This is a genomic window from Caballeronia sp. SBC1 (assembly GCF_011493005.1).
Taxonomy (GTDB): domain Bacteria; phylum Pseudomonadota; class Gammaproteobacteria; order Burkholderiales; family Burkholderiaceae; genus Caballeronia.
On record NZ_CP049156.1, the window covers coordinates 3,657,929 to 3,679,151 of the forward strand.

Here is a 21,223-nt window from a genome sequence, read left to right on the forward strand (position 1 = left end):
GGTGTTGGAGCGAGCGCGAACTTAACGAATCGGCAGTGCCGTCGTTTCCTTGAAGCGCTCCAGCGAGAAGCTGCTTTTCACATCGATCACCGAAGGATGGTGTAGTAACTGGTCCTGCATGAAGCGCGAAAAGTGCTCCATGTCTTCAACCTGAACGCGCAGCAGATAGTCCATATCGCCGGTCATTGCGTCGCACGCCACCACCTCCGGCCAGGCGCGCACGGCTTCGCGAAAGCGGTCCGCATGCGTTGGCGGATTTTTCATTCCCGCCGATACAGACGTCCCGCCGCGTTTTTCCAGCCGCACATTGACGTACGCGAGCAGCCCGAGTCCGAGCAGGCGCGGCTCCAGCAGCGCGACATAACCGCGGATCACGCCCTCCTCCTCCAGCCGCCGAATTCGCCGCAAGCATGGACTTGGCGAGAGATTCACCTGATCGGCGATGTCCTGGTTGGACAGTCGCCCGTTCACCTGAAGAATCGCGAGAATTTTTCGATCGATCGCGTCGAGTTCGATTTGAGCCATTTTCTGTCTCCTACTGGCATTTTTCAGCCACTAACTTGCGTCATCGTAGACATGCACGATTTACTTCGCAAGTATCTGCCTCGCTTCCGTAGCTAAACTTTGTCCCAATAACCATCGACTAATCATCGAATCATCCTCACGGTTCAGGAGACAAAGCATGCAGGCAACCACTTGGGACAATCCCGTTGGAACGGATGGTTTTGAATTCATCGAATACACGGCGCCCGATCCGATCGCGCTCGGACAGTTGTTCGAGCAGATGGGGTTCACCGCGATTGCGCGTCATCGTCACAAGAAGGTGACGCTGTACAGGCAGGGTGGGATCAACTTTCTGGTGAACGCCGAGCCCGATTCCTTCGCGCAGCGGTTCGCGCGATTGCATGGTCCGTCAATTTGCGCGATCGCGTTTCGGGTCGCCGATGCGGGCAAGGCCTACAAGCGCGCCCTTGACCTTGGCGCGTGGGGTTTCGACAATAAAACCGGCCCAATGGAACTGAACATTCCCGCGATCAAGGGCATTGGCGATTCGCTGATTTACTTCGTTGACCGGTGGCGCGGCAAGAACGGCGCGGAGCCGGGCAGCATTGGCGACATCAGCATCTACGACGTCGATTTCGAACCCATTCCCGGCGCCGAGCAAAACCCGGTCGGCCACGGACTGACTTACATTGACCATTTGACCCACAACGTTCATCGCGGCCGAATGATCGAATGGGCCGAGTTCTACGAGCGGTTTTTCAATTTCCGCGAGGCGCGTTACTTCGATATTGAAGGCAAAGTGACAGCGGTCAAATCGAAGGCAATGAGCTCACCGTGCGGAAAGATCCGCATTCCGATCAACGAGGAAGGCTCGGATACGTCGGGGCAAATCCAGGAATATCTCGACAGCTATCACGGCGAAGGCATCCAGCACATTGCGCTGGGCAGCGACGATATCTACAGCGCCGTCGACAACCTGCGTGGCGCGAAAATCGCGCTGCTGGACACTATCGACACGTATTACGAGCTCGTCGACCGGCGAGTGCCGAATCATGGCGAATCGGTGGCGGAACTGCGCAAACGCAAGATCCTGATCGACGGCGTGCGCGACGAAATCCTGCTGCAGATCTTCACGGAAAACCAGATCGGCCCGATCTTCTTCGAGATCATTCAACGCAAGGGCAATCAGGGGTTTGGCGAAGGCAACTTCAAGGCGCTGTTCGAATCGATTGAACTCGACCAGATACGGCGCGGCGTGGTGAAGGACACGAGCGGCAGCTAAAACCTGCGGCGCAAAAGTGCAAATAAAAATGCCGAGGATTTAAAGATCCTCGGCATTTTTTGTTCATTTGCGTTTCGGAAGATCGCGGGTGACTGCATCTGCCCGCATTTACGGCACTTACGATAAGCGCAGGAGTCACGAACCAAGCTGATCAGAGTTCAACGAGCGTTCAGCAACTTCTCGTGCGTCCAAACTCTCAAGCGTCAGCGTCGTCCTTATTTTCTGCCGTCTGCTTGCTTGAAACCTGTTCGACCCGAACCTGGGAAATTCGCGGTACACCGGAGATTGTTGCCTCCGATCCAGCCAGTCCGCCCACGCGAACCGGCGCATTCATCGCAAAAAATGCTGCGGAAACCATCAAAAAGCTTTGGATGTATCGTTGTTTCACTACTTCCTCCTTCACTGCGTGCATCGGTGTGTCCAGCAATCGTGCTCTTCCTGCCAGCAAAGCCAACGCGAATGTGCATCGATCGCGGGTTTGAATGCGCTCGGCCTGAGCGGTTCCCCAGTGACATCGAAATCCGGCCGTTTTTACACGTCGTAACACCTGTGCAATGTTGAAATTACTTTTCAGCGGGTTTTTACCAGTGCTGTAAAAAAGTCAAAACGGGCACACTCAGAATCCCGGCCGATGCGTCCATAAGACGCGGACGCCCTTAAATTGCTTTGGCGATCCCAAACGTTGGCGGAGAGACCCCACAATGAATGCCCCCCTTGACGCGGAACAAAAAGCTTCCCTAGAAGCCGCGCTGAATTCCGTCACTCTCGACGACAAATACACCCTGGAACGCGGTCGCGCGTACATGAGCGGCATACAGGCGCTGGTTCGGCTGCCGATGCTGCAACAACAACGCGATCATGCTGCCGGACTGAACACCGCCGGTTTTATTTCCGGCTATCGCGGCTCCCCGCTCGGCGCACTCGACCAACATCTGTGGAAAGCGAAGAAACATCTCGCCTCGCATCAGGTCGTGTTCCAGCCCGGTGTGAACGAAGACCTCGCGGCCACGGCGGTCTGGGGTTCGCAGCAGGTCAATCTATATCCCAGCGCCAAATACGACGGCGTGTTCTCGATGTGGTACGGCAAAGGGCCGGGCGTCGACAGAACCGGTGATGTCTTCAAGCACGGAAATTCAGCGGGTTCATCGCCGCATGGCGGTGTGCTCGTGCTCGCCGGCGACGATCACGCCGCTAAATCCTCGACGCTCGCGCATCAGTCGGAACACATTTTCAAGGCGTGCGGGCTGCCGGTTCTGTTTCCATCGAATGTGCAGGAGTATCTGGATTTCGGCCTGCACGGCTGGGCCATGAGCCGATATTCCGGCCTCTGGGTCGCGATGAAATGCGTGACGGACGTGGTGGAGTCATCGGCTTCTGTCGATATCGATCCGCATCGCACGAAAATTATTCTGCCGACTGATTTCGCAATGCCCGATGGCGGCCTCAACATCCGCTGGCCTGATCCGCCGCTGGTTCAGGAAGCGCGGCTGCTCGACTACAAGTGGTACGCGGCGCTCGCCTATGTACGCGCGAACAAGTTGGACAGGATCGAGATTGAATCACCGAACGCGCGCTTCGGGATCATGACGGCGGGTAAGGCTTATCTCGACGTTCGCCAGGCTTTATCAGACCTCGGTCTCGACGATGAAACCTGCTCGCGCATCGGCATACGCTTGTACAAGGTCGGTTGCGTGTGGCCGCTCGAAGCTCAAGGTGCGCATGCATTTGCACATGGGCTGCAGGAGATTCTGGTCGTTGAAGAAAAACGCCAGATCCTGGAATACGCGATCAAGGAAGAGCTCTATAACTGGCCCGATGCGCAACGGCCGCGCGTGTTCGGCAAGTTCGACGAGAAGGATGGCGCAGGCGGCGAATGGTCCGTACCGATGGGCAACTGGCTGCTACCGGCACACTACGAGCTATCGCCGGCGATCATCGCAAAGGCGATTGCCACGCGCCTCGACAAGTTCGATCTCCCCGCCGATGTCCGCGCGCGCATCGCGACGCGTATTGCCGTGATCGAAGCGAAGGAAAGAGCGCTGGCGCGGCCGCGCGTGGAAGCAGAGCGCAAGCCGTGGTTCTGCTCGGGCTGTCCGCACAATACATCGACTAACGTGCCTGAAGGATCGCGCGCGCTGGCAGGTATCGGTTGCCATTACATGACCGTGTGGATGGACCGGAGCACGAGCACGTTCAGCCAGATGGGCGGCGAAGGCGTCGCGTGGATCGGCCAGGCGCCGTTCACGAACGACAAGCACGTGTTCGCCAATCTGGGCGATGGCACGTACTTCCACTCCGGCCTGCTCGCGATCCGCGCAGCGATCGCGTCGAAGAACAACATCACTTACAAGATCCTCTACAACGACGCCGTCGCGATGACCGGCGGGCAGCCTGTAGACGGCGTGCTCACCGTACCGCAGATCACGCATCAACTGGCGGCCGAAGGCGCGACGAAGATCGTAATTGTCACCGATGAACCCGAGAAATATCACGCGAACGTTGGATTGGCGCCGGGTATTGATGTGTTTCATCGCGACAAGCTCGATGAAGTTCAGCGCCAGCTGAGGGAAATTGCCGGCACCACGATCCTGATCTACGACCAAACGTGCGCGACGGAAAAACGCCGGCGCAGGAAACGCGGCACGTATCCCGATCCGGCGAAGCGCGTGGTCATCAACGAAGCCGTGTGCGAAGGCTGCGGCGATTGCTCGGTGAAATCGAATTGCCTGTCGGTCGAACCGCTCGATACCGAATACGGCACGAAACGCCAGATCAACCAATCGACCTGCAACAAGGACTACTCGTGCGTGAACGGCTTCTGCCCGAGCTTCGTCACGGTTGAAGGCGGGCAGTTGAAGAAACCGAAGGTATCGAGTATTTCCGGCGATGCCATGCCTCCCGTCCCCATGCCGGAGCTGCCGCTGATCGACCGGCCGTATGGCGTGTTGGTCACGGGCGTAGGCGGAACGGGCGTTGTGACGATTGGCGCGCTGCTCGGCATGGCGTCGCATCTCGAGCAAAAAGGCGTGACCGTGCTCGATGTCACCGGCCTCGCGCAAAAGGGCGGCGCAGTGATGAGTCACGTGCAAATCGCCACGCATCCCGGCGATATCCACGCCACACGCATCGCGATGGGCGAAGCGGATTTGGTGATCGGCTGCGATCCTATCGTGACAGCCAGCGACGAATGCGGTTCGCGCATGCAACCCGGCCATACGCGCGTGGTGGTGAACAGCGCCGAAACGCCAACTGCCGAGTTCATCAAGAATCCGAACTGGCGCTTCCCCGGCGCGAGCGCAGAAGCCGATATTCGCGCGGCCGCGGGCGAGCACGTTGCGCTAGTCGATGCGAATCGCTTCGCCGTTGCTTTACTCGGCGATGCCATTTACACCAATCCGTTCGTGCTGGGTTTTGCATGGCAACGCGGCTGGGTGCCGTTGCGGCATGAATCGTTGGTTCGCGCTATCGAATTGAATGCAGTGCAGGTCGAAAAGAACCTCGCGGCGTTCGAATGGGGACGTCACGCAGCGCACGATCTTGAGGGCGTCACGCGGTTTGTCAAGGCGCAAGGTCGCGGCGCGATTTCGACAGCCTCGGATAGTGGCAGCAAGATCATCGCGCTGCACACACCAAAGGCGCTGGATGCGCTGATTGAAAAGCGCATCGCTTATCTTGTCGATTACCAGAACGAAGCGTATGCGACGCGTTATGGCCGGCTTGTGGCGCAAGTGCGTTCGGCGGAAGCTTTGATCGGTTTCGGCGATGGCCAGTACGCGTTGACCGAAGCTGTCGCTAAAAATCTGCACAAGCTGATGGCGTACAAGGACGAGTATGAAGTCGCGCGCCTTTATGCCGATCCGGCGTTCGTGGAACGGTTGAAAGGCAGTTTCGAAGGTGACTGGAAAGTGAAATTCCACCTCGCGCCGCCCATGCTCTCAAAGAAGGACGCGCACGGTCATCTGATCAAGAAGCAGTATGGCCCGTGGGTTTTATCCGCTATGAAGGTTTTGGCGAAGATGAAGTTCCTGCGCGGTACATCGTTCGATATCTTCGGCAAAACTGAAGAACGGAAGATGGAACGGACGCTGATTACGGATTACGAGGCGCTGGTGAAAGAGTTGATCGGTGGATTGACAGCGGAGAAGTTGCCGCTGGCGATAGAACTGGCAAGCCTGCCTGATTCGATGCGCGGTTACGGTCACGTGAAGGACAACAACGTGAACGCAGCGCGTATCAAATGGAATGCGTTGCTGACGAAGTGGCGTACGCCCGCAGGCGGCGAGACCCGGCAAGTAGCCTGAGTTTTTAGCGCAACGCACGACAAAACGCCCGATGATTCATCGGGCGTTTTTTTGTTGAAGGTCAACAGTTTCAGCCATTACGCGACTCGGCGCGCACCGTAGTATCGCGATGTCCAATAAGCACTTCTCATCGATTCAACACGAATAAACGCGCCTGTCCTCGGTGCATGAATAAACTGATGCTCGCCGACATAAATGCCAACGTGAGTCGCCGCACCGCGAGGCGTATTGAAAAATACGAGATCGCCGGGATGCAAGTCCGTCTGCGCAACCGGCTTGCCTTTCCTGCTGATTTGCGCCGATAGCCGAGGCAATAATATGCCTGCCGCCCTCTCGTAGACGTAGCGCACGAAGCCACTGCAATCAAGCCCTTCCTCGGGCGTATTGCCACCCCACAAGTAACGGATGCCGATCATAGTCTCCGCTTCTTCCAGAACGCCTGAAACCCTGTCAGCGGCCCCATTCGTGGCGAGTTCCGGACTTTGCCAGGTGGCATCCGGAGTCGAAACAGGATGGTAATTCAACGCATCGCCATCGAGTGAAACGGGCTCGCCGACTTCAATGGAGCCAGTCACTATATGTTTGCTGGCGGCCATGTCGAACGTCTCTGCATGCGCCGACGTTGACGCGGTCGCTAATACCAATGTGCTGAACACCGTTGCCAGCAGATTATTCAGCCGACCTTTGAACGACACAGTTCTGGTGCTTTCCCTCGTACAATAGCGCTGGGAATCGAGAGCGATATCGCGATTAAGTTCATCCCACATCATCGTAGCGCCCACATTCTTAAATCCGTCGGGCCAGTCGTCTTTGAAGGCCCCGCCAATGGAATAGCCTGATTTCGCTCAAACAATCTGTAACCGCCGACTTCCTTTTGGCCAACGGCGTCACGCTTTACTGCGACCTCGTTCAGTATTGGTTTATATCGCCTTTTCATAATTGATACGCATTCCTAATATACATCTCGATTTTTTAAACTGCGGCGGATTCAACATATTTCTGAAACCGCATCGTGTAGCAACGTCTGAAGGTGGGAGCCGTAAGCAGGATCGACGATACAAACTCGTCACGCCTTCTCAAGCTGCTTCAAAGCATATTTTATTAGGAACTTATAAGAATTCTCATAGGCGAACTCCCAAAGAGTCCATTGGACTGGTCCACGTTCGTCGCGCAGCGTTCGTTGGCAGCAGATCCGGCCGACACCGCATTCGCTTTATCGGCGATGGAATAAAATGCCTTGCAGGCGCATTGGCGCGCGCCGGCGTGCAGTGAGCCGCGGCAAGTGGCTTAGGTCTTTGGCGCAACGCATGACAAAACGCCCAATATTGTCATCGGGCGTTTCGCTGTTGAAGGTCAACAGGTTCAGCCATTACGCGACTCGGCGCGCACCGTAGTATCGTGATGTCCAATAAGCGCTATTCATTGATTCAATGCGAATAAATGCGCCTGTTCGCGGTGCGTGAATGAACTGTTGTCCGCCCACGTAGATGCCGACGTGCGTAGCTGCTCCCCGAGGCGTATTAAAGAAAACAAGGTCGCCCGGATGCAGGTCGGGTTGCGCAATCGCGCTGCCCTTCCTGCTAATTTGTGCCGATAACCTCGGCAATAGCATTCCCGTCACCTTCTGATAAACATAGCGCACGAAGCCGCTGCAATCGAGACCTTCCTCTGGCGTATTGCCGCCCCACAAGTAAGGTACCCCGATCATTGTTTCGGCCTTCTTCACCACGCCGGCGAGTTTCGCATTCGATGCCACGGGCGAATTCGCTGAGTTCGCCGCAACCGGCTCGTCGTCCGGGAAAATCCTTGCGGCAATAGCCTCGCTGTCGAGTGAATTGAGATCGCCAACCTCTATAGCGTCAACCGTAACGCTTTTTGTGCTGGTGTCTGTAGGCGAAGCATTGGCCGCTGCGGTCGAGAAGATGACGCTGCTGCATGCAATCGCGGCAAGACGCGCGAAATAGCGTTGCAGTGAACGAGCTAAACCGTCCGTTTGCCTTTTGCGGCAATCGATAATTTCAGAGTTGCTGCGTTCCATCTCAACCTGCCGTCGCGTGGGCACGCATTGTCGTGAAAGCATCGCGCGAACCGTCGAATGCGACAGCGCCATCGGTAAGAACAATCACACGATTGACGAGCGAAAGCAGATTGCCCCGATCCGTCAGCAACACGACCGTTGTTGCCGTCGTCATCTTGTTCTTTGCGAGTTCAATGAACGCTCGTTCAGTCGGGCCATCGAGATTAGCCGTCGGCTCGTCCAGCAGCCATATGGGCCGCTGGGTCAATGAGAGTCGCGCCATTGCGAGCATTTGGCGCTGCGCCGAAGTGAGCCTTGCCGGCATCTTGTCGAAGCGCGTGTGCAGGCCGTTCGGAAGCATGGGCGGCAGCCATTGCAGCGGAACGCTACTCAATGCGGCCACGCATGCTTCATCGGTTTCCGGTGTTTCCGCCGATAGATATTCGCCAAGCGTATCGCCAAGCAGCATGCCGTCCTGGCCCATGTAGTGCGTCTGATAACTCAGCGCTTCAACGCGACGGCCGGTCAGCCGCTGACCGTTGTAGCGTACCTGGCCTTGTTCCGGCGGCATGAGTCCCAGCAAAATATGCGCAAGCGTACTCTTGCCGGATGCGGGTGCGCCAATGATGGCGACCTTCTCACCAGGCAATATCTGTAGATTGATGCCGCTCAGCAATGGCTGGTCAGGCAAATAGGCGAACTGGAGATCGACGGCGCGCCAACCCTGTTCATTGGGGACGGCGCGGGCCACGTCCGCCTCAACAACCGCGGTTGACTCGTTAGTGCGATTGATGCCGTCGAACACGGCGCGCAACTGGCGCAGCACGGGAAGCACGCTGACCAGTGCGAACACCGGCTGTCCAAGCCTCCCGGCGAGAATCACGGTAGCGAACAGAGCGCCCGCAGCCAGATGACCACCCTGCAGCAGATAAAACGCCGCGACAACCGTAGTCACGGTCTGCACCGACGACAACGCCATCAACACCGCATAACACCGCGCCTGCAGCACGTGCCGGCGTTCCTCGACGGACGTATTTCTTTCGACGTTGCTCAGGAACATGCTTCTCAACAGGTCGAATGCACCACCGGCAGAATAAGCTGACGGTTTCGCGAGCGGCGCGAACGGCGTAGACGGAGTTTCGAGACCACTTTTCTGCAGATATTTGTCGAAGCGCCATACGACTGAGCACTCTACGATCCAGATTGCGAGCGGCACGAACACCAGCCAACCAGCAACAATGGCGATCACGGCGAAAAACAACACGCAGAACAGCAAGTCGAGTACCGAGCTTGCCGCGAGGCTCCAGAACAGCGACCGTGCCTTGGCCCATCCGGTCAGTCCGTTGAGCGTTGCCATGCCCCAGTCAGTGGTGCGCGATAGCGGCGCACGCACGAGTTGATCGACGACTTGAGGTTCAATATGGCTACGGATCGAGCGTGACAGTCCGACCATGACTTTGGCGCGCTCCATGCGAAACAAGTACTCCAGCCCGAACGCGAGCAACGCGCCAAACGAGAGAACCCACAGCGACGCGTCCGCTTGTGCAGGAATCACGCGGCTATAGATGGCATTCATGTACAGCGGGATGACGAGCGCGAACAGATTGAGCGCGAACGTGCCCCACAGCAGTTGCGCCAGAAGCCGGCCTTCTTTACGCCAATGATTGATGAAGGTGTGAAATGACAATGCGCCGAGACGCTGAACCTTCACCACGCGATAAAGAGGCTTCACGCTCCCTGAAAGCGCGGCATTGACCTGACTTGCGCTGAGACACCATCCGTCAGCACACCATTTCGCACGCTGACGCATTGCCACAGGTGGTTGTCGTCGCGTGCCAGATATACATCGCCGTCGAGCCGCTGCATGCTCGCTCGCACCGGCAAAAAATCAAGCCCGTATTCGCGGCCAATCTGATCAAGCAATGCATTTTCACTGCTCGTGCCCGCTAGCGCGGCACAAGTGCGACGCCACCGCTCCTGGGCCAGCTCGCCGTGGATTCCAGTAATGGCAATGCCCGCAGCTTGAAGAAGTGCCGCTGCGGGATACTCCGTTTGGATATTCATTATTTTTGTCCTTTCTTTGCCTGCGGGAGCGCAATGTAAGGCGCCAGCGTGCAGAGGGATAAGCACGCGGCAGGTCCTTCAGCCGCGTGCACGTTTAAGAGATTAGCTATCCGAATTGAAACGCCTGATTTAATAGACTAGTTTCAAATATAAAAACGAACATCAGAATCAGTGATTCCAGATCAATTGATGGCCTCCGAGCGCATAAGTGTCGGTCGTATGTCCGTCAGTCACCGACGTAGTATGCGTCCATCCGTCCAGCGCTGTGTTGTGCGTCATGGTTATAGTATCTTTCGATCCGGTATTTAACGTCAGCGTTTCATTTCCGCGGCTGAGCAGGCTCGTAAAGTCGATCGTTATCTTATCCGCCGCTGTGCTGGCCGAGAAATCAATCTTTTTGATATTCGACACTCTGGCGAGCATTACCGGAAGATCGTAGGTCCCCGCAGTCGTCCCTGCTTTCTGTAGTACGTCTTGGCCGCCGCCGCCATTGAGATAGGATTTAGTTACGTCCGCCTGCGTAGCGAACGTGAACGTGTCATCACCGGTCGTACCGACAATCTCGAACACGTTTTTGAATGAATCGGTCCCATTGCCGCCGCTTTTAACAACCTGACCAGCTGCCAAGTCCACGGCAATCGGTGCTTGCAGTTGCGTGTAATAGAGATGCGAGTTGCCGCTGCCACCGTCAATTGTGTTGTTCGCGTTGCTCGTATAGAACCTGTTATCACCACCGGTGCCTAAGTTAAAGGTCATGTCCAAACCGTTCTTCGCGTACACCGTATCCGTTTGATTGCCGCCGTAGTACTGCTGAAAATTTGTGACAGTGTCCGTACCGACCAGCTTGTTATTCACGTCATATTTCGAGATAACTCCGGCATTGAAGTCCGCGGTAACGTGGTACGTATTGTTGTCGATCGCATACACGTTCGCGGTTCCACCACGTGCGTCAATAGAGTCATTACCCGCGGATGCAATGATCCAGTCATTCTGATTGGCGTGTCCCTTGATGACGTCGTCGCTACCCGTACCGCGGAACCGGCTGAAGTTCGTAAGCATATCGCTATCCCGGCCATCAGCAAAAGATACAGTTCCTGCATCAAAGTCCGCATTCAAGCCGGTCGAGGTTTGGTTATATGAAATAACCGCCCGGGAAGCGCTCTGCGTCAAAATGCTTTCGCCGCCGTCGTGATAATTGCCGTCAATTTTATTGCCACCGCCATTCACGAAATAATAGTCCTGCTGGTTCGCGGCACCGTTGATTGTGACGTGCCTGGCGGCCCCCCAATTGACGAGATTGCTCATCAAATTTGATGTTGTGATTACATCAATATTCTTGAATGTCGCATATCCCGTCGCGCCCGATGCCACCGAGCCAATTGTCCAATCAGCCGTATTGTCGCCCTGCACGGTTCCACTGCGGCCGTCCGCATTGAGTACGAATGCGGTGAACTTGCCACCGTTCACATTTGTTGCATCTAGTTCATTGTGCCCGCCGCCGCCGTCAATAAGCGATGCAAACGGATTGCCTTTCATTACTACCTTGTCATCGCCTGCGCCACCGCTAATGTTGACAAGATTACTGACCACGAAGGTATCGCCGTGGTCGGTACCCACCACGGTACCGAACGCATTAACTAACGTGTCCTGGCCGTTCGAGCCTTTCTGCACAATGCCAGCGCCGGAATCAAACTGAATCGCCGTGCTGAGTTGTGAGTAATCCAGCTTGCTGGTTGCATCATGGCTGACGTAGGTGTCGTTACCTTTCGACGCAATGACGGTGTCATTCGCACCTGTACCCAGATCAATCCAGTTGTCTACACCATTCTTCCCTTGATAGACATTCCCCGATGCGCCATTACCCACAACCCTGTCGACGTTGGTGATCTGGTCCGTGAAGCCGTAACCATTTTTCGAAACTACGCCAGCCTCCAGGTTGATATTCAATGCACCGGTCGAGTTGCTGTAATCGACGGTGTTGTTCTTGCCCGATCCACCGTCAAATACATTGATGCCGTTACCGCCCAACATCAGGTTGTTGTCGCCGGAAACATGAATTTCAATGCCGTGATTGCCGCCCCGGATCGTGCTGTTTCCGCCCTTGTTCCCAATAATCACGTCGATGTCGAACAGTCGATCGACGAAGTCGTTCCCCACCAGAGCCAGATTGCGGTCTAGCGAGATTTCCAGGTGTCCATCGCCTTGATAGGCCGTGTAATCGACGGTGACTCTTCCGCCCAACCCGCCCGTGACCGTATTGTTGGCGCCACCGCTAAAGACATGCATGGCTCCAGTGCCTGCGGTGATCGTGTTCGAGCCGCCACCCGTTGCATGAAATTCGCTGGTGCCGCTGCCGCCGATCATTGTGTTGGTTCCGGCGTTCGTGCTCGTGAACGTGTCGGTGCCAGCGCCGCCCTTATACAGCGTGTTGCCGCCATTCGCGGTGAAAACGTTGACGCCATCCCCGGCATAAAACGTGTTCGCGCCGCCCACGGAATGCGCTGTATTGGACGTGGCTCCGCCCACAATCGTATTGGTGCCCTGCATGAGATCGAACGTGTTGTTGCCCGCGCCACCATAGAGCCGGTTCACACCCGCGTTCGTCACGAAGTGCGTGTCGCCGTCGGTGCCAATCAACAGATTGTCGCTGCCGGTCAATCCGGTCAGCGTACCGCCGCCCGCTGAGCCGATGACGGACTGGATATGCGCGAGCGTATCCACGCCCCCGTCGCGCTTGACAGCTTTGCCCCCGTTCAGATCGACGTCGACCGCGCCGGTCATCTCGGCATAACTGATCGTGTTGAAACCCGTGCCACCATCGATAGTGTCGTTCCCCGCGCTGCCAATGATCAGGTCGTCACCGCCGCCGCCAAAGATGACGTCGTCGCCGTCGCTTCCCTTGATGCGGTCGTTATGCGCTGAACCGGTGATCTGGTTCACGCCGCTGAAATGGTCGACTCCCGACTTGCCATTCGCGTCAGTCCAGCCGTTGTTCGACGTCACGCCTTTCGACATGTCGATGTCGACCCCGTCCAGTACGAGCGTGCGTCCGCTGGCGCCGAGGGTAACGGTATCGAAGGCCGATGTCCCTGCGCGCGAATAGTCGAGCACATTCTTACCGCCACCGCCGGTGTACACGTTGTTGCCGCCATTCGCAATAAACGTGTTGTCGCCAGCACCGCCTATGAACTGATGGTCGAATGCGTTGCCAATGAACGTGTTGGCGCCTGAGCCGCCCTTGATGATCTGAATATTTTCGATGCTGTTCGTGGTGTCGCCAGACTTGACGCGGCCCATGTCGACCGTAATGTCGCCGGTCGGAGCAATGCCCAATTCGCTGCGTACATCGGCGGAAAGGTCCACTGAGAGCGCAGTTGTAAATTTCGAATAGTCCAGCGTGTTCACGCCTCCGCCGCCGTCGTACACACCGTTCGCCGTGCCCGCAATGATGGTGTCATCGCCCGAACCGGCGTGGATTGAAACGTCGTTGTCGTGACGGCTCAACTGGTAGACATCGTTCTCGTTGCGCAAGGCAGTAGGGGAATCGATGACCTGGAACTTGAGATCCGACGAGCCGGACTGTCCCGTCTCTGCGTCCACGAAGTCGATATGGATGGTGAACACGCCGTCGAGCACTTGCTTCGAGATCGGGTAACGCAGCGCAAATTCGTTGCTCTTAAGGCCTAGTGCAATGCCTTCGTCAGAATTCCACAAAATGATGCTCACGCCCTTGGCCGCGAGATCGGCGCTCACCGATACATCACTCAGTTCGCTTGCCGTCCCGGCGTTCACAATACGCACCATGCTGCCCGGTTCCGTCGCGCCTGCACTGCTATCGGCGTGAATGGTCCAGTTAGCCGTCTCCTGGCTCAGGTCGACATTGCGAGCGCCGTATTGCGTGGAAATCCGTCCGTCGGTACGCGCTGCGTCCGCGCCGCCACCCAAAAGGTAATCGTGCGCGGTTTGATCGACCACGGCTTGCGTTTCCAGCAACACCACGTCCTTCAGGGTCGGAGGAACCGGCGGCGTCGGGTCTACTGGCGTCGGGTCTACTGGCGTCGGGTCTGCTGGCGTCGGGTCTGCTGGTGTCGGGTCGGCTGGTGTCGGGTCTGCTGGCGTCGGGTCTGCTGGCGTCGGTTCCACTGGCGTCGGTTCCACTGGCGTCGGTTGCACCGGTGTCGGTTCTGCTGGCGTCGGTTCCACTGGCGTCGGTTCCACTGGCGTCGGTTCCACTGGCGTCGGATCTACCGGAACGTTATGCGGCGTCTCATCCACAGGCGCAGGATCGCTTTTAGCGGGAGGATTCTCCGGCTTGGGCGGCATGCCGGAAATGTGATCGACGCGCGGCAGCTCCTCTGAATCGAAGCGATGCTTGCTCAAGTCTCCCGGATGCACCACCGGCGGCTGCTTATGCGCCGCATCGGCATGTTCAGCGCCAGCGGTTTCCTGCGGCGGCGTTTCTACAACAACGACCTCCTCTTTGGTGACCACTTTGGGCTCTTCCTTGCTGACCTCTTTCGAACTTTCCTTCTCGGCGGTGCCCTTGCCCTCGTCGTGATGCGCGACAGGCGCAGCTACGTTTGGCGCAACCGTGACCGTCGTTACATAGGCAAGTAACTGATCCGACGGAATCTCTTTTCCATCGGCGAACACCAGCGTAAAGACCTGCTTACCCATGGTCGCAAATTGCGCCGCGAACGGGAAAGTCATGGTGTGTCCATCAGCGGTCTTGACGACAATGTCAGGACCGTTGATCGAAATCTGCACTTCTGAAAATTTGAACGGCAACTCGTTTTTTGAGTAAGTTTCGAGAATGACCGTTGTGTCTAGCTGCTTAGGGACTGGCAATTTCATGTTAAGGCTCCATTAGGACGGCTCATCAACATGAACCGTTCAACAATATGACTACAAGGTGACCGAGTCTGGGAACTCGTCAGGACTCGGACAGGGCCGTCGATGCGCCCGTCATCAAGGGTTTCAAAAGATATTGGGCAAGGGAACGATGTCCAGCGAGCAAATAGCTTTCTACGGCCATGCCTGGATAAATCGGCTTCTTCAAATTTGACTTGGGGACTTCCACGGTGACATCGTAAAAACGTCCCGTTCTGTCGTCGCCCAGCGCGTCGGCGCTGACCACCTCGACGCGTCCATTGCACTCTGCACCTGATTCTTGCGTCGGCCAAAATCGAACACGGTGTATTGCAGCGTGGCGCTCGCCTGCGCCGCCTGGTCATAGCTGCGGCCATAACCTTGAGCCGCGCCAACAACCTTGTCCGCCGTCTTCGCAATCACGCTCACCTTCGGATAGTAGGCAGAGCGTGCGCCCATCACACGGGCCTGCGCTTGATCTGCCTGACCCCTGGCGATCTTCGTGGTCAACGCGTTGTCGGTGGCGGCATCGAGCGAGCGGGCCAGGTCCATCGTGTTTCCGGCTAACTCATTTGCCGGAGCCACATTCGCTGCGCGGTCTGTTGCCGGCGAGCTCTGGGTGTTACCGGCCGCCGTTTGCGCCGGCTGAGCATCTGCTTTGTCAGCAGCCGGCGACGCTAGCAACTGACCGTCAAGCGCACCGCTCACGTCGACCTTCTTCGGCCTGCGGGGCGGCTCGATGTACTGTTGCGCAAGCTGAAGCGGATTTGCCGTCGGTGTCACAATCGACCGGTTGTTGATCATGCGGTCAACCATGCGCGCCAGGTTCTCATTCTCGGCAGCCGATGCGCTGGCGCAAATTCCGCTGAACATGAGGGCCGCAATCAGCTTTCTGGGTGCAAAGGATGTGTGTGTCATGACGCGCCCCTTAAGCTGCTTCTGCCATGACGACCGCCGAACCTGGCGCACGGACGCGCCCTGATTCAATCGCCACCCGAGCACGCGAAATCTGCTCGACACAATCCATCACGGCGTTACGTTGCATTTGCACCGACACGGTCATCTTTTCCAGCGCTGCATGCTTGGTTGCCAGACTGCTTTGGAATGCTTCGAGACCCGCAACCGTGTGTTCCGTGTTCGTCTTGATATCGACCAGTACGTCCGTTACGCTGTCTACCGCCGCCGTTACCTGAACACGGTTGGTTTCCACGCTGGCGGCCATGGTGATGACCGCTTGTTTTGCCGATTCCATCGCAACCGTATTGGCTTGCAAGCTGTGCTGGATTCCACCAAGCAAGACCTCCTGGCGTTCCGCCAGATTGGCCATGCGATTCAGAGCATCGAAGCTCGCAGCGGCGAGGCGGTCTTGCTCTTTACGGCCGGCGCTGGTTACATCGACGAGTTGGGCAATGCGCGTTTCAATGGCGCTCGCAACCTGTTCAATGCGAACCATTGCCGCGTTGTTGTTACCGCTCGTTGCCGGTGCGGCATCAGCCGTTGATTCGTCGCCACCCACTACCGTGGCCCATTCGCGAATCGATTCAATCCAGTTGCTCGACGAACGGCTAATGAACTGAGCCAGCGCGCCCACTGCAAGCGAACCGATCAAACCGAGAAGCGAAGCAGAGAATGCAGTCGACATCCCGGCAAGCGGAGCGGTAAGACCACCAATCAACGCGCTTGCCGATGCCTTCCCGCCAGCGCCCGATACCAGCGCCATGGCGTCCTTGATGCCAGCCATGGTGTGCATGAGGCCGACGAACGTGCCAAGCAATCCCAGACCGATCAGTACGCCCGAAGCGTAGTCAAGCATCCGGCCGCGCCATTCAAGCGCTTCATTGAGCGCTTCGATTGCCGAATGGCGGTGCGCCGCTTCTGCGTGAGCCACGTCAGGAAAATGCTTTGCAACGGCCTTCAGCGCATTCGGCGAAGCGGGATTAACCGCAACACGCGTCCACGTGGATTCGCCGCGAAATACGATTACCGCAGCAAATATGGAATAAACAATTGACGATATTAAAACAGCGAGAATCAGTGAATTAACAACGGGATTATGGGAAATAACTTCCTTCAGCGTTTCGTAGAACACGCCGAGGCCACAGATCATGATAATCTGAATTACGAAAACAATTAATGTAGAACGCCGAGTCTTGGTCATTTCAGTTTAAATTCCAATGAAAGTTGATTACTGACTCGACCAGCCATGCATGAGCATTGGCTCCGCCGCGCTTGAAGAAGCGTCGTGACGCGAATCAGGGTTTGATTTTTAAGTTTGTGGAAGCAGGCCTTTTGAGTAAGGCACTGCAACCGTTGCAAGGCTTTTGTGCCTCGCATGACTATTAATATAGGCTTCGAGCGGACTTTCTAATTTAAGACAAGTCTTGAATTAACTGTAAATGCATTGATTCAATAATCAGAAAACTGATGAAAGTAATTCTCACCCTTTTACTTTTCAAAAAATCTCTGGAAATGATGCTGCGCGCCAAAAAACACCCGGCAGAAATTCGCCGGGTGTTGGCAGACGGATATCTTTCACCCAAATAGCCGAGTTGAAAGCGTCATCGGCTAACGATCCAGTCGAGTCAATTCATTAATTAGAACTCGTAGCCGACCTGCGCGCGGACCCCGGCGTCGCCATTGCCCGTTAGCGAGACTGCGCCGTTCATCAGCCATTTGCCGTCGTCCGAACGGTATGTCGCGCCCGCACCAAACGCCCCGTAGCCCTTGAAGTTCCCAACGCCCGCCGCCATGACCACCTTGCCCGGTGCGCTCGGCATCAAGTTAGGCATTGCCATTGCAGCGGCTACGCCACTGTAGGCCGACCGTTGCAAGGACCGCATGTCCGCGCCAACGTCCTCGCGCAACTTGTTCAGCTGGTTCACGTTGGCGGCATCGGTGCCTTTAGTGCCCGCAGCCACAGCCGCGGCGGTTACGCCGGCGCCGATTGCCGTCGCGCCGTCAGCTATGCTTTTCGCTGCATCGCCAATAGCGATTGCGTCCTTGGTTTTACTTTGTGCCGTTGCGCCCGGACCCACCGCGATGTCTGTTGTATGAAGGGCGACCGCATTCGGTCCTGCTGTCACGCCGTTGCTCTGAGCAAATGCCCCACCCGCCACACTAAGCCCAATAACCAACGCCACCGCCCGCGCCGTCTTCCCGCCGCCCTTTTCACGTCCACGGCACAATTCCGATGCAGCCACCCAAGCACCGAGTGCCTCGCTCCAAACCGATTTAAAGACCTTGTTCATGCTGAATACCTGCAAAGAGTTGTGCGAAATGTGTCTGGCGCGAAACAAATATTCGAAACGACTTGTCTAGACGCTCAGGAAAATGAAACGATCCGCGACTCTACTCAGCACAACTTGGCATTCGAATCAGATTTGTCCGAATAAGAAAGGCGTCGTTGTATGCGCCACACCCTTCTCTATCTCTTTAAAAATTCATTGAGCGTCGTTAGCGTATTTGCGCTACATGTGGAGGTGACATGCACCAAAAAAAAGCGGTGACCCAAACCCTGGGGCACCGCTTCATCTATGTCTCAGCCATCCGTCATCCAATAGTAAGGATGACGGATAAACTCACCGGCTTACGCCTCGTTGCTGACCACCTTTCCAACCCGCGCGTTCGCCGACGCCACCGCCGTCATATTGATGATCCGACGCACGGTCGCGGCCGGCGTGAGAATGTGCACCGGTTTATCCGCGCCAAGCAAGAACGGCCCAACCGTCACGCCTTCGCCACTCACCATCTTGAGCAGGTTGTACGTGATGTTCGCCGCTTCCACGTTCGGCATGATCAGCAGATTCGCCTCGCCCGTCAGCTTGGATCCCGGGAACGCAGCCTTGCGCACAACTTCCGACAACGCCGCATCGCCATGCATCTCACCATCCACTTCCAGCTCCGGCGCACGCTCGGCGATCAGCTTGCGAGCCTCGGCCATGCGCTTCGATGAAGCCGTCGGCACGCTGCCGAAGTTCGAGTTCGACAGCAACGCCACCTTCGGCGCAATCCCGAACTTCTCGATTTCGCGTGCCGCCAGAATGGTCATGTCGGCGAGTTGCGTGGGCGTTGGGATCTCGTTAACGTACGTATCGCTGATGAAGAGGTTGCGCCCCTGCAGCATCAGCAAGTTCATCGCAGCGAAGTTTTCCACGCCCTCCGCCTTGCCCAACACTTGCTCGATGAATTTGAGATGGTCGTGATACGTGTCGATCATGCCGCAGATCATGCCGTCGGCATCGCCGAGACGAACCAGCAGCGCGCCAATCAACGTGTTGAACTTGCGCAGCGCGGCCTTTGCGTTGTCCGGCGTCACCCCCTCGCGTGCGGCGATGTTGTGATATTCCTGCCAGCACTTCTGGTAACGCGGATCGTCTTCCGGATTCACTATCTCGAAATCAGTACCGGGCTTGAGCTTCGAGCCCATCTTCTGCAGACGCATTTCCACCACCGCCGGCCGCCCGATAATGATCGGCTTCGCGATCTTCTCCAGCAGCACGAATTGCGCGGCGCGCAGCACGCGCTCGTCTTCGCCCTCGGCAAACACAATGCGCGCCGGCGCCGATTTCGCCGCCGCGAACACCGGTCGCATCACCATGCCCGTGCGATAAACCGTCGTAGCCAATTCCTCGCGATACGCGTCCATGTCGTGGATCGGCCGTGTCGCGACGCCCGAATCCATGGCGGCTTGAGCAACAGCCGGCGCGATCTTGATGATCAGCCGTGGATCAAACGGCTTCGGAATCAGGTAATCCGGGCCGAATTCGAGCGAATGGCCTTCGTAGGCTTTCGCGACTTCATCGCCTTGATCAGTCTCTTCGGCCAGTTCCGCGATCGCGCGCACGCACGCGAGTTTCATCTCTTCAGTGATCGTGGTCGCGCCCACATCCAGCGCACCGCGGAAGATGAACGGGAAACACAGCACGTTGTTGACCTGGTTCGGATAGTCCGAACGGCCAGTGGCAATAATCGCGTCCGGGCGCACCTTCTTCGCTTCTTCCGGGCGGATTTCCGGCTCGGGATTAGCCAGCGCGAGGATCAGCGGCTGCGTGCCCATGACCTTGACCATTTCCGGCTTGAGCACGCCAGCGCTCGAACAGCCGAGAAACACGTCGGCTTTATCAATAGCATCGGCGAGCGTGCGGTCGCTTGTATTGGCCGCGTACCGTTCCTTCGATGGATCCAGGTTGCCGCGTCCTTCGTAGATCACGCCTTTGGAATCGCAAACCAGAATGTTGGCTTTGTTCAAGCCCAGGTGGACGAGCAAATCGAGGCACGCAATCGCCGCTGCGCCCGCACCCGAACACACGAGCTTCACTTCGTCCAGCTTCTTGCCGACCACTTTCAAGCCGTTGAGAATCGCCGCCGATGCAATGATTGCCGTGCCGTGCTGGTCATCGTGGAAGACCGGAATCTTCATGCGCTCGCGCAGCTTCTTCTCAATGTAGAAGCACTCCGGCGCCTTGATGTCTTCAAGGTTGATGCCGCCCAGCGTGGGTTCGAGCATCGCGATGGCATCGACCAGTTTGTCGGGATCGGTTTCAGCGAGTTCGATATCGAACACGTCAATGCCCGCAAACTTCTTGAAAAGGCAGCCTTTACCTTCCATCACAGGCTTGGCGGCGAGCGGTCCGATGTTGCCGAGACCCAGCACCGCCGTGCCGTTGGTCACCACGCCGACGAGATTGCCGCGTGAGGTGTATTTCTGCGCGTCGAGCGGTTCGTCGAAGATCGCCATGCAGGCGGCCGCGACGCCCGGCGAATAAGCCAACGACAAATCCAGTTGGTTCGACAAGGGCTTGGTCGGCGTGACCGAGATCTTGCCGGGCTTCGGAAACTGGTGATATGCGAGGGCGCTGAGCTTCAGTTGTTCGTCCATGATTGACCTGAGACGTTTAGGAAAAGAGTTGGAAAATGGGCGAAATGAAGGGCTAGGACACTGCGCTCGGGACGGCCAAATCTCGTTACGGATCAAATCGATTCTGGCCGCTCGGCTGGTCTAGATGATGCTGCGCGATGGCGAGGCTCATCGGAGACAAGCGCATGTGCGCCAACAGTGAAACACTTGGCCATAGCATTTTTCGTGGATAAATAGTGTACACCGCGCGTTAAAATTGACGCACAGCACCATTTTCGACAGAAAGAGCGCGTTAATATGCCAAAGCGCTTGCACTGATTGCTCCGCAA

General features: G+C 56.8%; 13 protein-coding genes. 2 read left to right on the forward strand and 11 right to left on the reverse strand.

Features of this window, described 5'->3' with window-relative positions; all coding sequences use genetic code 11:
• Window positions 1-21: 21 nt before the first annotated feature.
• The gene (locus tag SBC1_RS16380; RefSeq protein WP_165092734.1) at window positions 22-525 is read right to left on the reverse strand and encodes an Lrp/AsnC family transcriptional regulator; all 504 of its coding nucleotides are present in this window, start codon (window positions 523-525) and stop codon (window positions 22-24) included.
• Between the two features lie 157 nt (window positions 526-682).
• Here SBC1_RS16380 and hppD point away from each other — a divergent pair, with 157 nt between their 5' ends.
• Window positions 683-1,786, forward strand: coding sequence for a 4-hydroxyphenylpyruvate dioxygenase (hppD, locus tag SBC1_RS16385; RefSeq protein ID WP_165092735.1), 1,104 nt, complete (start codon window positions 683-685; stop codon window positions 1,784-1,786).
• Between the two features lie 196 nt (window positions 1,787-1,982).
• On the opposite strand, the gene SBC1_RS16390 is transcribed toward hppD, so the two are convergent.
• Window positions 1,983-2,174 carry a hypothetical protein gene (locus SBC1_RS16390; RefSeq protein WP_165988519.1) on the reverse strand — a complete coding sequence of 64 codons (192 nt, stop codon included), beginning with the start codon at window positions 2,172-2,174 and terminating at the stop codon, window positions 1,983-1,985.
• Window positions 2,175-2,487: 313 nt separating this feature from the next.
• On the opposite strand from SBC1_RS16390, the gene SBC1_RS16395 reads away from it, so the two are divergent.
• Window positions 2,488-6,087, forward strand: a complete 3,600-nt coding sequence (locus tag SBC1_RS16395) for an indolepyruvate ferredoxin oxidoreductase family protein (RefSeq protein WP_165988521.1) — start codon at window positions 2,488-2,490, stop codon at window positions 6,085-6,087.
• Between the two features lie 77 nt (window positions 6,088-6,164).
• Here SBC1_RS16395 and SBC1_RS16400 read toward each other — a convergent pair whose 3' ends face one another.
• The 9 genes from SBC1_RS16400 to SBC1_RS16440 all read right to left on the reverse strand — a co-directional run bounded on the left by SBC1_RS16400 (window position 6,165) and on the right by SBC1_RS16440 (window position 20,915).
• Window positions 6,165-6,857, reverse strand: a complete 693-nt coding sequence (locus tag SBC1_RS16400) for a C40 family peptidase (protein WP_243830244.1) — start codon at window positions 6,855-6,857, stop codon at window positions 6,165-6,167.
• A gap of 599 nt (window positions 6,858-7,456) precedes the next feature.
• A complete protein-coding gene (locus SBC1_RS16405) occupies window positions 7,457-8,125 on the reverse strand; it encodes a C40 family peptidase (protein WP_165988523.1) in 669 nt (222 codons plus the stop codon).
• A gap of 1 nt (window position 8,126) precedes the next feature.
• Complete coding sequence (locus SBC1_RS16410) at window positions 8,127-9,836, reverse strand: ATP-binding cassette domain-containing protein (protein ID WP_165988525.1); 1,710 nt, start codon at window positions 9,834-9,836, stop codon at window positions 8,127-8,129.
• Window positions 9,833-10,168: a hypothetical protein gene (locus SBC1_RS16415; protein WP_165988527.1), complete on the reverse strand. Its 336-nt coding sequence runs from the start codon at window positions 10,166-10,168 to the stop codon at window positions 9,833-9,835. The genes SBC1_RS16410 and SBC1_RS16415 overlap by 4 nt, the downstream gene beginning before the upstream one ends.
• Window positions 10,169-10,336: 168 nt before the next feature.
• Complete coding sequence (locus SBC1_RS16420; protein ID WP_165988529.1) at window positions 10,337-15,022, reverse strand: S-layer family protein; 4,686 nt, start codon at window positions 15,020-15,022, stop codon at window positions 10,337-10,339.
• A 201-nt stretch (window positions 15,023-15,223) separates the two neighbouring features.
• A complete protein-coding gene (locus SBC1_RS16425) occupies window positions 15,224-15,955 on the reverse strand; it encodes a TolC family protein (RefSeq protein ID WP_165988531.1) in 732 nt (243 codons plus the stop codon).
• Window positions 15,956-15,965: 10 nt separating this feature from the next.
• A complete protein-coding gene (locus tag SBC1_RS16430) occupies window positions 15,966-17,144 on the reverse strand; it encodes a MotA/TolQ/ExbB proton channel family protein (RefSeq protein WP_165988533.1) in 1,179 nt (392 codons plus the stop codon).
• A gap of 487 nt (window positions 17,145-17,631) precedes the next feature.
• Entirely contained in the window at window positions 17,632-18,285 is a 654-nt protein-coding gene (locus SBC1_RS16435) for an ESPR-type extended signal peptide-containing protein (protein WP_165988917.1), read from the reverse strand.
• A 338-nt stretch (window positions 18,286-18,623) separates the two neighbouring features.
• Entirely contained in the window at window positions 18,624-20,915 is a 2,292-nt protein-coding gene (locus SBC1_RS16440; RefSeq protein ID WP_165988535.1) for an NADP-dependent malic enzyme, read from the reverse strand.
• Window positions 20,916-21,223 lie beyond the last annotated feature (308 nt).